The following is a 14,087-nucleotide window of genomic DNA, read 5'->3' on the forward strand; positions in this document are numbered from 1 at the left end:
GTGATTATAAAAAATAAAATACAAGGAAACATTATTGACAACAGAGAAACAAAAATATATTATTGTATCCATAAAAAACAATTTTGTTTCCAAGAAAACAAAGTACAAGAAAGGAATTTTATATGAATATTCTTATTATATTTGATCATCCTTATGGAAGTGGTGCTTCAGAAAATATTCTTCACAATAGAAGTTATTCAGCCGCCTTGTTGGCAGCTACCATAAGAGGTTTGCGTTCAAGTGGTCACCGAATCGATTTGATTGATTTGCATAAAGACGGCTTCAATCCTGTTATGTCTGCTTCTGACCTCGCGTCTTGGCGAACAAAGGAAGTAATTGATCCTCTAATTGCAGATTATCAACAGCGACTACTCGAAGCAGATCACCTTATTTTTATCTTTCCTATCTGGTGGGAAGGAATGCCAGCAATGATGAAAGGTTTCTTGGATAAGGTATTCGCAAAAGGAATCGTGTACAGCGAGCCTAAACCAGGGCGTTTATTTAAGTGTCTGCTTCCTCGTTTGAAGGGTGCTTCTTTACTAACTGTTATGGCAACTCCAACATATATTTATCGATGGCTATTTGGAAATCCAATCACCAAAATGATGTTTCGTGGAACTTTTCGAAAAATGGGTATAAACTCACTTAAATGGTATAATTACTCAGGTATGGAGAAGCGAACTCTTGAACAGCGCCAATTGTATCTAATGGAAACGGAAAAACTTTTCGCAAAACGTTGGAATACTACTTATTGACTATTGCACAATAAATAGGGTGAATCGCTACATTTATCACTAATATTTTTGGTAAGTTTCATCTTCCGAAACGGCTTGCAAGCTTTCAGGAGTTCCCACGACTCGGCCTAAAGAGAACTTTCTAAGCATGTTTGGCATGTGTTAATCCTCCTGCCAGTCTTGGATTTTGGGTTGTCAAAAGAGCATTTGGGACATTGCCTGCCGCATGGCCTATATCCCTCAAAGGGAAAAAAATGCTTTCCATTAAAAGAATCGGCGCCTGCCGATTCTCTCCTTATTAAATCAAATAGTCCGACTGAGTTTATTAATGATGACGTGGCATTTGTCTCCCTCTGCATATACGCATAAATTAGATCATCATAAATAATCACACAGCAAGCCTGGATTTGATAATCCTAAATACTAGCATTCGCGATTGCATTTTTTGTAGTAATTGCTACACTATATATATTGATAATGAGAATCATTATTAAAGGTGCGGGTAACAGGTGACCAGCCTCAATGAAATAAGGCATTACCACCTCTTTGGTTGTGATTGCAAGCACTTCGTGCCTTCCATTAGTCGTCAGCACCTCAACGCTGTATTCTTCCCCGTCGTCTATATACTCCTCAATCACCAGCGTACCATCCAATATATATTCATCCTGCTGAATGCTATGACGCAACGCGTCTTCAATCTGTTCGAAAGAGCGGATTATTGAAATATTAAGGCTTCCCTGTCCGGAGACTGGTTTCAAAATTACAGGTGTCTGCCATTCCTCCAGACAGCTCACAATATCTTCCCTTGAGTTGTAGTGCGGTAGCGGTTGAAAGGAAGATTCATAAATAAAGAACAATAGATTAATCTCATTTTTAAAACCAAGAAACATTCCATAACAAATACGGCGACTTCTCTCCAGTGGATTCCAGAGAAAAGTCGCTATTTGGTTTTAAGTTTCGATAAAGGGTCTGGTTTAGCTACCCCAAAAAGGCTTTGCAATCTGCTGACCTTGATCAATCTTCGTCCTTACTCGTCTTCACAGGTTGTTTTAGCAAGCTTCCAGTCACTCACAAGTTGCTAAAAGTTAGAACACAACTTTATTGTCTGTACACAACTTTCTTCGAACAATAAGGTTGTGTTCTAGCGAGTCAACTACAAATATTTTCACCTGTGCGATATGCAATAAAGTTGTGTACCAAAATCCAATATTTGTGATTTATATTTTTTATTAAATTCTAAAAATATGTACTTTAAATCCTTATAAATTGTTCTCCTGTCTTTAACTTTTCTAATATTTCTTTACCTTAATATCGCTCTCTATTTAAACCAAAGCAACCGTCCTGATTTTAACAAAGCCTGATGACACTTGTTCATCAGGCTTTTGATTTTACTAAAAGTGATTCTTTTATTATGTTTCCTTAATATTTAGTACACAACTTTATTGCCTATTTCTCGATTAGTACACAACTTTATTGTCTGTAGACAATGACACCACACAACAATTGTGTGGTGTCATAATTAATGAGAAAACAACAAGCTGAATATATGATAATTCAACGATCATTTTCATAATTAGTGAGAACTCAGTGACTCGAAGTTATTCGGTCCACCCTAATTTTTCAAATTTATGAGAATATACGCAACTCTAAAAATGCGTATTTATACAATCAATAAGAAGTTGTACTACTTCTTCATTGTCAATTGTTAGTGAATAATAATGTTTTAGACTAAACAATAAAGAACTAGACTGAGATAACAAAGTTATAGACTGGCGACGCGTGGCCCGCATGCACAGCTGCATTTGCGCTCCCGAATCTTCCGGAATGAAGTCAGCTTTGCGATCAGCGCGCTAGCGACAGCGGTCGGTGTAATTAGAAAATATAGTCTTAGACTGGTAAATAAAGTATTAAAGATATAAACTACGAATATGCTTTTTCTTGAGCCCTCTCATATGATGAGAGTAATTCAGTATTCGAGGAGATGATCTTCTGAATAAGAACATAGGGATTAAGGATATTTTGGTAAGGTTCGACGAGATTTCGAAGCATTATGTTCGGGAGCTGGACAAGTATAGTCTGGCGGAACTGTGTCGCAAGCCAAGCGAGAACGAATGGTCGCTTGGTCAAATGTACCTGCATCTGCCCCATTCCACGCTGAACTTGCAGCTCCGTCTTGCGGAGGAGTGCATGGCGCTCGGTGGCGGCAACGAGGAGGGCGGCGGGAAGACGGAGGCCGGCCATGCCGTGTTTGAGCAAGGGAGCTTCCCATCGGTTCGCATTCAGGTACCGGCCGACTTGCAATATACGCCTCCACAGCCAGAAAGCAAGGAGCAGCTTGTCGCCAAGCTGGAGGAAGCAAGGCGCCGCATGCATGAGATTGGGGCGTCGCTGCAGAACATAGACCCAGAGCGGCTGCAGCGAAAGGCGACTCATCCGGCCGTAGCCTTCGGCGCGTTAAACGCGGTCGAATGGTTCACGATGGTGGAGATGCATTACCGTCATCATCTTCTTCAAAAGGAGCGGCTGGACGCTTTCTTACAAACTGCAGAGTTATTAGGCTAACAGGACACGATAGCTGAATGTTGACCACAACAGCGGCCAGTCTAGGAATTTATTTTCGCGTCCTTATCTGCCGCTGTTGCATTTGTCGGATCAGTCTAAAACTTTATTTTCTTCGGACATCAAATATGATTATTATTCTCGTTCAATCTGTAAATTTTCTCACTAATTATGACACCACACAACAATTGTGCGTTGTCATAATTAGTGAGAAAAAGTCATCAAAAAAGCTTATGGCATCAATACACATTTTCATATTTAGTGAGAAAAAGCAAAAACTCACTTTGCATCTTTATGCATGATAATGAATACGGATTTTCGCGATATCTTCATCTTAATTATACACAGCAAAAAGACCACTATCTAGTATTAGATAGTAGTCTCAGTTTAAAATACTCTATTCACTTAAATTAAAATCATTTCGCCTTCTATTCTTCTACAGAAACATAAATACTTAATCCAGATTATGTAGTATTAATAAGCCAAGTAAGCAGAATTCGATTTGGGAGCCAGGGTCAGGTAAATAACGGCTTGTGTTAAATGAACATCACACTCTGACATCCCTATAAATTGACATGCTTGAAACACCGAAACAGTGATTTCCAACGCCCTATTGTCTGCCAGACCTACGTCCTCACTTGCAAACCTAACGAGCCTACGAGCGATAAATAAAGGATCTTCACCTGATTCCAACATTCTTGACAACCAATAAATAGATGCATTCACATCACTATTTCGCATGGAATTATGCAATACAGAAATGATCGGACTATGTTCTTGTCTATTTCGGCAACCGATACAAGTTCTAGTCCTTCACTCGGGTACCGATAAAATAAGCCGCATAGCAAATTTAATGGCAGTCACTACATTAGTCCTATCATTTTATTTATTTTTTGATTAATTGCATGATTCCTTTAGGAAAAGTTTCCTCTGCCTCTGTTCTTTTATCATAAAGACTGTACCAAGCATCTGACACTTGATCAGGATCAAAACTTGTGCCCTGCTTGATTAAAGGACTAATGGATAAATGGCCCACAAATACTCCAAGAGGAAGCAAACGCTCGTGTTATAGTTCCGGAGTCCTGACATGGCGATACCTGAATTTCCAAACATCGGGCTTGGACTCATTGCGGAAAGATCGCTTGTAAAAAGAAGCGCCCCTTCACCCCGTTCTGTCTTTCTGGAATGACTTGTCTGGCTGTATTTATAGCTCCAATGACAACATTGTTGAAAAATTGAAGTGCGCTCTCATCTGTCGTTTCCAGAACAGATGTCGTAGTAACATTTCCACTATGCGGATTAAACTCCATTACATCGATTGTACCGAACGTATTCTTAATTTCTTGAAAAGCCCTGATAAGTTGCATTTTGTTAGTGATATCGGCAGCAAAACCCTGAGCTTCAATGCCCATCTTACCAAGCTGCTCTGCATATTGGTCCAATTTCTCCTGTGTTCTTGAAACGAGTGCGATACGAAAACCGTTTCTTCCAAAAGTCTTGGCTAGTGAGAAGCCTAGACCAGGTCCTGCACCGATAATAAGCATTGTTTTCAATTCATACTCACCTTCCATAGAGACATTGATCTTCTTGATACAGTCCATATTTACCTTAGGTAACTGCTCTATTTTTTTATATACGCATCAGTAGACCTTCATTGAATCGACATCTTGGATTTGTCCTTCCAACAAGGTTTGAAGAAGTTTGCGTTCACGATTCGAGTCGGAAATCTCCCCAGCGGGCTACTTCTTCCTCATTTGTGTTCACTGTCTCCTGTCCACGTAGTGATCTTATCACACATCAATAAAAATATAAAGCTGAGTTACTTGACTTTGGTTGATTCCCCCCTTATATTTGTCCTTGTAAGTATCTTGCGATGGAGGTTTTAACATGACTAGACTTAATGGTAAACGAGCACTTATTACGGGTGGCACCAGCGGAATTGGCTTGGAGACAGCCAAACAATTTCTGGCTGAAGGCGCTGAATTGATTGTCACCGGAGTAACCCCGGCAAATGTAGAAAAAACACAAAAGGAACTCGGAAATCAAGTCCTTGTGCTTCAGGCAGATTCCCGAGACCTCAACGCCCAACGTCAACTGGCTGAACGTGTTGAACAACATTTTGGCAAACTGGATATTGCCTTTTTAAACGCAGGCGTATCTGACTGGCGTCCATTCGAGCAAATCGATGAAGAAGCCTTTGACCGCTTGTTTGCCATCAACGTAAAAGCTCCATTTTTCTTAATGCAGGCATTAACTCCAGTGATGGCGAACCCATCCTCTGTCGTTTTAATGGGATCGAGCAGTTCTCATGCCGGATATGCACATTCCAACGCTTATGCGGCTACTAAAGGTGCCATTTCCACCCTGACCAAAGCCTGGAATTCCGACTTATTATCGTCTCACGGAATTCGCTTCAATACGGTGAGTCCTGGACCGATTGATACCCCGCTTTACGATAAGAACAAGCTAGGCGTGTCTGACGAAATTCGTGAGATGGTTATTAACCGCATTCGTGACGGGATTCCGGCTGGACGCATGGGTACTGCCGAAGAGATTGCCAAAGCTGTTGTCTATCTGGCTTCGGATGAGTCACGCTTCACCATTGGCGTTGACTTGGTTCTGGATGGCGCTCAAACGATTCTCTAATATGTTAGCCCTATTGCTGCTTAAGCCCTCCGAGGGTGCTTAGGCAGCTTTTTCTTTTAGAACACGATCAACTGTTGTATAGTAGAGAAAAGGGTGCTATCCCTCTGATAGGACTTAAATCCAAATTTGGAGTGGAAATATGGGAACAAAATCAACTTACCATGAACGTATAAAGGAAGAAAAAAGGGCATGTGCTATTGCCGCTGCAGAAGAACTGTTTTTTGAAAAAGGGTATGCGCGCACCACGTTAGCTCAAATTGCAAAACTTGCTGGTCTCTCTACAGGAACATTGTTCAATCATTTCCCGACCAAGGAATTGATCTTCGAAACCATCGTCAAGCATTTTTGGGAACTTGATCCCGAATGGGACTTTCCACCGGTACTAGGCTCTCCCTTGCAAGGATTAATTAAGTTCGGACGAGATTACGCATGCGTGCTGACTCGTGATGGAATGGCTCCTTTGTTTCGGGTCGTCATTGCAGAGGCCAAGCAGTTCCCCGAGCTCAGTCTTTTTCATTATGAATTGGGTGAAGGTGCTGTTCATCAGAAATTGACGCAATATTTATTAGATGAAGTTCAATTGGGTAATATAAACCTGCCGGATGCGGCAAAAACGGCCAACGAATTTATGAGTATAATTGCTGGGCAGGTGCTATGGCCCAAAATGTTGCTGCTTGATTTCAGTATCTCCCGAGAGCAGGCTTTTCAAATAGCGGACGAGGCTGCACATATGATAATAAATAAGTATGCTCGCTAAAACAGACGAATACGAGTGATCTCCTATAACGGGAGTCCCTCGTATTCGTCTGTTTTACGTTCTAGTCTTAGACGCACTCTGTTTATAAAAAATGAAGAACAATCGGGTTTTTCCCATCTTATAATCGATGTTCCCCCTCTTACCTCATTATACTTATATACAGGTTACTTAGTTTTTCTGATGAGAAATCCTTCAATCTCATATTTTTACTAGCGGGGTTAATACCTAAAAATACTCTCATGACACCAATTATAATCAAAGTATGAAAAGAGTATCGATAACACACTCATTTCATTATTGGTATATTATCACATCAATGATTGTTGATCTAATCAACCTATTCATGTAATAGAAGAAAAGGCGAGAAGAGGAACACCCCGGTCATGTGCCGCCGTGCGTTTCATTCACGCCTTTTTCTATGCTTCTAATGTATCATGGAAAATCCGTCATATGATGCCCAACTTAAGCTTTAAAGTGTGTTCACTTTAAAAATAATTTGGATTATTCTAAATTGCTAAGTTTAATATAAGTTTTTTGAAATCTTTTGTGCCATATACTCAATTCTAGGAATCATCAAGTTGTCATCTATCATTTTCATTTTATCAGGTTTAAACAACTGAATTTTTTTTAGATTGTAATAGTCAAATAGCACTTGATACACGGTCAATTGGTTCTCCATCAGGTACTTTACATCTAAAACATTATTTAGAATCTCATCTTGCATAACGATAAGTCTACCCTCAATCTTATTAAAAACCCCACTTTTAATCCCTTCATCATAGAAAGCCAATTCCTGATCTACTCGTTGCTTCATAGCTTCTTTTAGGGACTCATAGGTCTCAGGATAACTACTTTCAAGATCCCTTAGGAAAATGTCTGTGATGAACTCTTTTAATATGATTGTTTGTTCAAATGTTTGCTGAAATCGCTGAACAAATACTTGATCAGCGTCAGAATCTTCAATAATTTCGTGGATGTATTCGATAGAAGCACTCACAAGAAACGTAATAATATCTTCTTTGGTAGAGAAATATTTATATAAAGTCGCCCTGCTTACATCCATAATCCTTGAAATTTCGTCCATTTTTAAACTTTGAAACCCATATTTTCTAACGTGCGCTGACAATCTATTAGTAAGTTTTTGCCTCATCTGATGTTGTCTTTCAATCTGCCGTTCCATCTAAATGCCCCCTTATAAATTATATTATAGCTCATAATCATCATTTTAAACAAACTAAACAACACAGACACTTTAAATACTTTTTGTTTGCTTTATTCATTTTTCATGATATTATGTGTTTGTTCTTATGAATAACAGTGATGAAAATTCATATTGAACGAGCTAAGATTGGATACCTTTTAATCTAGGCTTTAAACACTTCGGTGATAAAATTATTTAAGGAGGAACAAAAATGCAAACTCGAAGTCTTGGTCAACAAGGTTTAAAAGTTTCTTCTATTGGTTTAGGTACTATGGGGATGACAATGGCATACGGTCCTTCAAATGAAGATGAAGCAATAGCAACTATTCGTCGAGCTTATGAGCTTGGAGTTAACTTTTTTGATACAGCAGAATTATATGGATATGGAAATGGTCACAATGAACAGTTGCTGGGTAAAGCTGTAAAGGATTTTCGTGAAAAGGTAGTACTAGCTACCAAATTCGGTTTTGATATGACGGCCGAGCAGATTGGAACACGTTTTAACAGCCGGCCAGAAAATATTCGTAAGGTAGCTGAGAACAGTCTTCGCTATCTGCAGACTGATTACATTGATGTGTTCTATCAGCATATCCCTGATCCTGATGTTCCTATCGAGGAAGTAGCTGGGGTCGTTGGAGATCTTATCAAAGAAGGCAAAGTTAAATATTTCGGTTTAAGTAACACCGGTTCAAAAACAATTCGTCAAGCTCACGCTGTTACTCCGGTTTCTATGCTTCAAACTGAATACTCCATATTTGAACGCGAGATTGAGGAAAACAATATACGAGAGACTTTGAATGAATTAGGCATAGGTTTAGTGCCTTACGCTCCTTTAGGCAGAGGGTTCCTGACAGGTGCTGTTAAACCAGCCCAAGAGTACGCGGAAGACGATATGCGCCGTTACGACGAGCGCTGGCAAGGCGAAAATTATATCTACAATCTACGAGCAACAGAACAACTTAATGAACTGGCTTCTAACAAAGGTATTTCTGTAGCCGAATTGGCACTGGCTTGGCTTCTCGCCCAGGGAGAAGATATCGTTCCGATCCCGGGTACACGAAGTGCTAAGCGAGTTGAGCAAAACGTTGCTGCTGCTAACGTCAATCTTACAGAAGCTGATCTTCAACGTATCAAAGAGATCCTTCCACACGGATCAGCCGGTAGCCGGTATCCAGCTGGAGTGTTGGAGAATTTCACAAGAGATTGATAATTTTGTTTATAGAATACTAAATATAAAATAAAAAAGCAGTTGACTAGAATTTCTTCATAGTCAACTGCTTTTTTAATTGACCACTTAAAACTCTATATCGCTCTGTTGAATAAACCTATAATTTCTAGTGTATGTTTTCGATGCTTTTCAGTAATCTACGTGGGAAAGTACTGCTGCTAAGATCACGCCGAAAGGACAAAAAGTTTCTTTGCGCGAATACCCTTGAATGCATCTGCAATCATTCGCTTTATGGGCTTCTTCGTTTTTGATTAACCATTGTACTCTTTACGGCCAGTGTGTGTAGAGATCATATATGGGTAGAACTATCCACCTTGTGTAGGCTCACCGTAAATGTCTGCCCCATCGTAGGTAGGAATATTTCCTTTGAGGCAGTTATCACATTTCACCCCAGAAGGGTTCATACATCCGTTACAATCCCGGCAATCTCGTGTCCAGGAACGAATGGATAATTCAAGCGCCCCCCTCTAGTTAACTCTAGGTCAAATGTTTATCTTATTTTTTATCTTCGATGCACTTTGACATGCATTTATAGCATGGTAGAATTCACTCGGATCAATCCTAGAGTTAACCCGAAGTATACTCCTAGTAGAAAGGAATTCATTGTACATGACCTATTCAATCAGTGAAGTTGCTAAAAAATTAGACCTTACGGTATATACATGCGTTACTACGACAAGGAAGGACTCATGCCTTTTGTAGAACGTACCACGAGCGGAACACGCTTGTTCAAAGACTCCGACATTGACTTTCTTAAGATCATTCAATGTCTGAAACTGACTGGAGTGTCTATTAAAGACATTAAGGACTTCGTTGAATGGTGTTCTGAAGGGGACTCCACACTGAAGCAAAGATATGACATGTTTACGGAGCGAAAAGCTATTGTGGAAGGACAAATGGAGGAACTACGAAGAACCATGGAAGTCTTTGAGCACAAATGTTCTTACTACGAAACTGCTTTGGAAGTTGGAACCGAAGAGATTCACAAAATTAAATCGATAGAAAATGCCCTCACCAATTGATGGCACGCACAAAAAAAGTAGCTTGAAATCCTTTAACGGATTCCAAGCTACTTTTTTGGTAAGTCTCTGCTCACCATATTGAATAGCACTTCAGGAATGCTCATTCTATTACTTGTAGAAGTAGCTGCATCATGTTTCCAAAAGCTTCAGTGCGCCCAGCTCCACCGCAGAGTTTACGATTAAGTAACCTGATGGCGTGTCCTCTACCTCACTGATCATAACTTCGAAAATTTTATACAGTGCTTCCACTGCTGTCTTGGACGCTTTAATTTCTGCGAGTAAAGTGTTGCTGACCTTACCTCTGTAACGATCCATTGCCTGCAAAAACAGCGAATGTTTGTCATCAGCTGCTACTGAGCACATGCGCATTTGAGTATGGAGCGCAGACATGCACTGCTCAAGTCAGTGCTTGGCCTTGATTTAAGCAGCTTTGCTTTGGAACATCGCGTAACTGCCGATATGCTTCCCGATCCGAATCACCCAGTCCGTAGCCGGACACATGCTGAGCTTTTGCGCTGGTATATTATAAATCATCAGCCTACAGTGGAAGATGTGTTGGCAAGACCCGAGGTCGTCGGATCTGCTCATTGGGTTTCCGTTGGAACAGTTGAGGACGTATTGAACGATATTATTGAGCGGTTTGAGGCTGGGGCTATTGACGGATTTATAGCTCTTCCAGGCGGTTCAGAAGAATCTATGAAAATATTTTTTGAAAAACTAATGCCGCAGTTGGTTGAAAGAGGCTTGTTCAGAAGCGAATATGCAGGTTCGACTCTGAGGGCACATTTGGGTATTTAACACCCGATACTGTCGAGAACAAGACATTAAAAGCCGCTATTTTAGCGGATTTTTTGTTCTAACGGTACAAGTTCTTGTCTCAAGTCGAGGAAAAGTACTTGTACCTATTCCCGTAAAGGACAAGAGATTTAGATTATCGGGTCAGCTATGTATAAATCATTTTGTGTCATGGATAAAAGGACGAACAGGATAACCGCCCTTTTATCCATGACAGGTTGCATTTAATGCCGTCCATTATGACAGAGGCTATTACTTAGCGTATTCAGCCATTACAATATTTCGATATACCCTTCTGTTCCATGCACACGAATTCGTTGCCCATCTTTTATCAGTTTGGTAGCATTCTCCACTCCGACAACTGCGGGTAAGCCATATTCACGTGCGATAACGGCACCATGAGTCATCAGTCCACCAACTTCGGTGACTAGGCCTTTTATGGATACAAACAATGGTGTCCAGCTGGGGTCAGTACAGGCGGTGACTAATATATCTCCATCTTCCAGATCAGCATCTTCCATGTTTAAGATGACACGTGCTCGTCCCTCTATAACTCCGGTAGAAACAGGCAGCCCTACAATCGCTTCGGCTGGGAGATTTTCTCGTTTGTACTCACCCGCAATGATTTCACCATCAGACGTGATTACACGCGGGGGAGTTAGTTTTTCATATAATTTGTAATCGTCTTTTCGTTTACTGATGATCTGATAATCCAGTTTATTTGTGCGTACGACTTCGTGAAGTTCTTCAAAAGTGAGATCGTATATATCTTCTTTTTCGTGAATAATGCCAGCTTGTACGAGTTGTTCGGCTTCTTTTAGTAAAGCCTGCTTATAAACGAAGTAGCGATTAACCATGCCGTATTTGGGATATTCACGATAACCGATGAAATTCCTGATCAGATCGATCATCCGTTTTGTTTCTTTGGCTTTTTGTTCACCATCCGGTAATTGCTTCAATCGATCTAATAACTCTTGTTCTTTTTTCAAAGCCTCTTGTCGCCCCTGCTCAAATTTCCAATTGCCAGCATTAGGCTCAAAGTTTTTGATATTACTGAGAATCATGGGGACAAGTATAATTGGTTTTTCACTCCAACGAGTTCTCGAAATATCGATTTCACCGGCACATCGCATTCCGTATTTGTTGAGATAAGCATAGATAGCGTCTTGAGTTTCCTGTCCACCATTCAACTTAACCATTTCATCCAAAAAATTATCATTTTTTACATGTTGTAAATAATCAATTACCTCCGGATAAGGACGAATCGCATCTGCGACATCCAACAGCGCCAGACCCATTTCCGAAGTAATGTTGTTTGGTACAGATTGAGAAAGCGTATCTGCTGCGTTTTTTTCACCTAACCACTCGTACATTTTTTCATTGATCCATGACGAAGCATCCATAGCAGTCATAAAAACCTTTGAACTTTGTGGGTCAAATAAGATCTTCTTTAATTCTTGGAGATCTTCCAGAATAAAATCAAATAAATCTGCTCCTGATTTCGTTTGGATGTTTTGTTTTAATTCTTCTATCGATGTTTGACTGTTCTTAATCAAATCAGAAACGATTGCCGGATCGTTTTCGATTTGTGCTTGAAAACCTGCAGACGACCTACCTTTACTGCTATTACCGGGACTCTGTTCTGTTCTATCATCTGGTAACGATTTTATAAAATCTCGCTCTATTAGGGTCATAAATGCGTCTTTTATGAGCGGATCAGATTGTCCCAGGGTATTTAAGAAAGTTTCTCTACTGACAGGTGAAGCCAGCATATGTGTAACATCAACAAACAACCTTCCACCGGCTATACGCATGGGTGCAGGAGTTATTAACAGGTAAAAAGACAATCCCAATGGTTTTATCGGGTCAGTCATCATTTGTTGATGACCGACAGATACATAAACGTGATTTTCCTGATCATTTGCTTCAGGGATCGGGTATAAAGTCGTGATTGGACGACTCTGGACAATATAAAAAGTATCATGGGCCAAACACCATTCGATATCTTGTGGATAGCCAAAATAAGCTTCGATCTGTCTTCCCATGCGTGCCAGTTGTAAAATTTGTTGTTCAGTAAGGGTTTGAGTCTTTTGCTGATCGGGGTCGATCTGCCGGGTCTCTGTTCCGCCTTCTCTTCGTCCATAGACAGCCAATTCTTTGGTTGCTATCCTCTTATCGACGATTTCCCCTTCCTGTACTTTATAACAATCGGCAGAGACCAAGCCAGAGACCAGTGCTTCTCCAAGTCCAAAACTAGCTTCGATCGATAGCAGCTTCCGGTTGGATGTAATCGGATCAGCGGTAAATAAAATTCCTGAAGCCTGAGGGAAAACCATCCTTTGAACGATAACGGATAAATAAACTTGACTGTGGTCAAATCCATTTTGCATACGGTAGATAACCGCGCGATCCGTAAATAGGGAAGCCCAACATTTGCTGATATGCTGCAAGATTGCTTCTTTGCCAATGATATTTAAATAGGTGTCTTGTTGACCAGCAAAAGAGGCATGTGGTAAATCTTCAGCAGTCGCACTAGAACGCACTGCGTAAGCATGTTCCTCTCCAAACCGGGAGAGATAGTGAGTAACTGCTTCCACAACATCGGAAGGAACTTCTACTTCCATAATCATTTGTCGAATCTGCCTGCTGATTTCACCAATTTGAGCTCGTTCTTCTGCTTTTAGCCTTGTTAGTCGGTCCAACAATGCATAATACGTTTCTTTTTGTTCGATGGCTTTTTGATACCCCACTGTTGTAACACAAAAACCTTCTGGTACAGGTATTCCTTCAATTTTTGATAATTCCCCTAAATTTAACCCTTTTCCGCCAACCAGCAAAAACTGCGTTTTTTCCATTTCCTGAAAACCGAGAACCAAAGAACTCATTCAATATCTCTCCTAACTATTAAATTGAGAAAAAAACATTTGACAAGAGTTTAGCGGCATGGTAAAGTTAAATTGTAAGATGTAATAATTATGTCCCTAAAAAATTACGAAGTCGTAATCTGATTATATCATCGTGTCTGTTTTATATGCAATATAAAAGAACCTGATAAAACTATCCAGGTTCTTTTTTGATTTTCCGCTATCATTAGTCACATCAAAAACCATGGCTCGAGCCGAACTCAGTTACTGCATAGTTCCCT

Annotated in this window: 10 protein-coding genes and 3 pseudogenes; 7 read left to right on the forward strand and 6 right to left on the reverse strand. The window is 40.2% G+C overall.

Annotated features, from left to right (window positions below):
• The first annotated feature begins 122 nt into the window (after positions 1 to 122).
• Entirely contained in the window at positions 123 to 755 is a 633-nt protein-coding gene (locus BM358_RS11165; RefSeq protein WP_028541602.1) for an NAD(P)H-dependent oxidoreductase, read from the forward strand.
• Between the two features lie 395 nt (positions 756 to 1,150).
• Here the strand turns inward: BM358_RS11165 and BM358_RS11170 are convergent, their stop codons facing one another.
• A complete protein-coding gene (locus BM358_RS11170) occupies positions 1,151 to 1,591 on the reverse strand; it encodes an ATP-grasp domain-containing protein (protein ID WP_175405240.1) in 441 nt (146 codons plus the stop codon).
• Between the two features lie 1,132 nt (positions 1,592 to 2,723).
• On the opposite strand from BM358_RS11170, the gene BM358_RS11175 reads away from it, so the two are divergent.
• Complete coding sequence (locus BM358_RS11175) at positions 2,724 to 3,296, forward strand: DinB family protein (RefSeq protein ID WP_028541603.1); 573 nt, start codon at positions 2,724 to 2,726, stop codon at positions 3,294 to 3,296.
• Positions 3,297 to 3,770: 474 nt separating this feature from the next.
• On the opposite strand, the pseudogene BM358_RS11180 reads toward BM358_RS11175, so the two are convergent.
• Both BM358_RS11180 and BM358_RS26825 read right to left on the reverse strand, forming a co-directional pair.
• Positions 3,771 to 4,082, reverse strand: a pseudogene (locus tag BM358_RS11180) (replication-associated recombination protein A); the annotation flags it as partial.
• A 335-nt stretch (positions 4,083 to 4,417) separates the two neighbouring features.
• The gene (locus tag BM358_RS26825) at positions 4,418 to 4,837 is read right to left on the reverse strand and encodes an SDR family NAD(P)-dependent oxidoreductase (RefSeq protein WP_231517195.1); all 420 of its coding nucleotides are present in this window, start codon (positions 4,835 to 4,837) and stop codon (positions 4,418 to 4,420) included.
• Between the two features lie 343 nt (positions 4,838 to 5,180).
• Here BM358_RS26825 and BM358_RS11190 point away from each other — a divergent pair, with 343 nt between their 5' ends.
• Complete coding sequence (locus tag BM358_RS11190) at positions 5,181 to 5,939, forward strand: SDR family oxidoreductase (RefSeq protein WP_028541604.1); 759 nt, start codon at positions 5,181 to 5,183, stop codon at positions 5,937 to 5,939.
• Between the two features lie 139 nt (positions 5,940 to 6,078).
• Positions 6,079 to 6,696, forward strand: coding sequence for a TetR/AcrR family transcriptional regulator (locus BM358_RS11195; RefSeq protein ID WP_028541605.1), 618 nt, complete (start codon positions 6,079 to 6,081; stop codon positions 6,694 to 6,696).
• Between the two features lie 520 nt (positions 6,697 to 7,216).
• On the opposite strand, the gene BM358_RS11200 is transcribed toward BM358_RS11195, so the two are convergent.
• The gene (locus BM358_RS11200; protein WP_025723220.1) at positions 7,217 to 7,876 is read right to left on the reverse strand and encodes a TetR/AcrR family transcriptional regulator; all 660 of its coding nucleotides are present in this window, start codon (positions 7,874 to 7,876) and stop codon (positions 7,217 to 7,219) included.
• A 232-nt stretch (positions 7,877 to 8,108) separates the two neighbouring features.
• Between BM358_RS11200 and BM358_RS11205 the strand changes: the two genes are divergently transcribed.
• Both BM358_RS11205 and BM358_RS11210 read left to right on the forward strand, forming a co-directional pair.
• Complete coding sequence (locus BM358_RS11205; RefSeq protein ID WP_025723219.1) at positions 8,109 to 9,104, forward strand: aldo/keto reductase; 996 nt, start codon at positions 8,109 to 8,111, stop codon at positions 9,102 to 9,104.
• A 630-nt stretch (positions 9,105 to 9,734) separates the two neighbouring features.
• A pseudogene (locus BM358_RS11210) lies at positions 9,735 to 10,147 on the forward strand (MerR family transcriptional regulator).
• Positions 10,148 to 10,276: 129 nt separating this feature from the next.
• Here the strand turns inward: BM358_RS11210 and BM358_RS11215 are convergent.
• Positions 10,277 to 10,537, reverse strand: coding sequence for a hypothetical protein (locus BM358_RS11215; protein WP_175405223.1), 261 nt, complete (start codon positions 10,535 to 10,537; stop codon positions 10,277 to 10,279).
• Between BM358_RS11215 and BM358_RS11220 the strand changes: the two are divergent.
• A pseudogene (locus tag BM358_RS11220) lies at positions 10,505 to 10,945 on the forward strand (LLM class flavin-dependent oxidoreductase); the annotation flags it as partial. The gene BM358_RS11215 and the pseudogene BM358_RS11220 sit on opposite strands and share 33 nt — an antisense overlap.
• A 269-nt stretch (positions 10,946 to 11,214) precedes the next feature.
• Here the strand turns inward: BM358_RS11220 and ppsA are convergent.
• Positions 11,215 to 13,827: a phosphoenolpyruvate synthase gene (gene ppsA / locus BM358_RS11225; protein WP_028541607.1), complete on the reverse strand. Its 2,613-nt coding sequence runs from the start codon at positions 13,825 to 13,827 to the stop codon at positions 11,215 to 11,217.
• Positions 13,828 to 14,087: the final 260 nt, after the last annotated feature.

This window comes from Paenibacillus sp. cl130 (genome assembly GCF_900116035.1).
Taxonomy (GTDB): Bacteria; Bacillota; Bacilli; order Paenibacillales; family Paenibacillaceae; genus Paenibacillus; species Paenibacillus polymyxa_B.

Excerpts from the sequence above, each read along its gene's own strand:
- BM358_RS11165 (WP_028541602.1), top strand. The coding sequence starts at position 123 with ATGAATATTCTTATTATATTTGATCATCCTTATGGAAGTGGTGCTTCA.
- BM358_RS26825 (WP_231517195.1), bottom strand. The coding sequence starts at position 4,837 with ATGCTTATTATCGGTGCAGGACCTGGTCTAGGCTTCTCACTAGCCAAG.
- BM358_RS11190 (WP_028541604.1), top strand. The coding sequence starts at position 5,181 with ATGACTAGACTTAATGGTAAACGAGCACTTATTACGGGTGGCACCAGC.
- BM358_RS11195 (WP_028541605.1), top strand. The coding sequence starts at position 6,079 with ATGGGAACAAAATCAACTTACCATGAACGTATAAAGGAAGAAAAAAGG.
- BM358_RS11200 (WP_025723220.1), bottom strand. The coding sequence starts at position 7,876 with ATGGAACGGCAGATTGAAAGACAACATCAGATGAGGCAAAAACTTACT.
- BM358_RS11205 (WP_025723219.1), top strand. The coding sequence starts at position 8,109 with ATGCAAACTCGAAGTCTTGGTCAACAAGGTTTAAAAGTTTCTTCTATT.
- BM358_RS11215 (WP_175405223.1), bottom strand. The coding sequence starts at position 10,537 with ATGTCTGCGCTCCATACTCAAATGCGCATGTGCTCAGTAGCAGCTGAT.
- ppsA (WP_028541607.1), bottom strand. The coding sequence starts at position 13,827 with ATGAGTTCTTTGGTTCTCGGTTTTCAGGAAATGGAAAAAACGCAGTTT.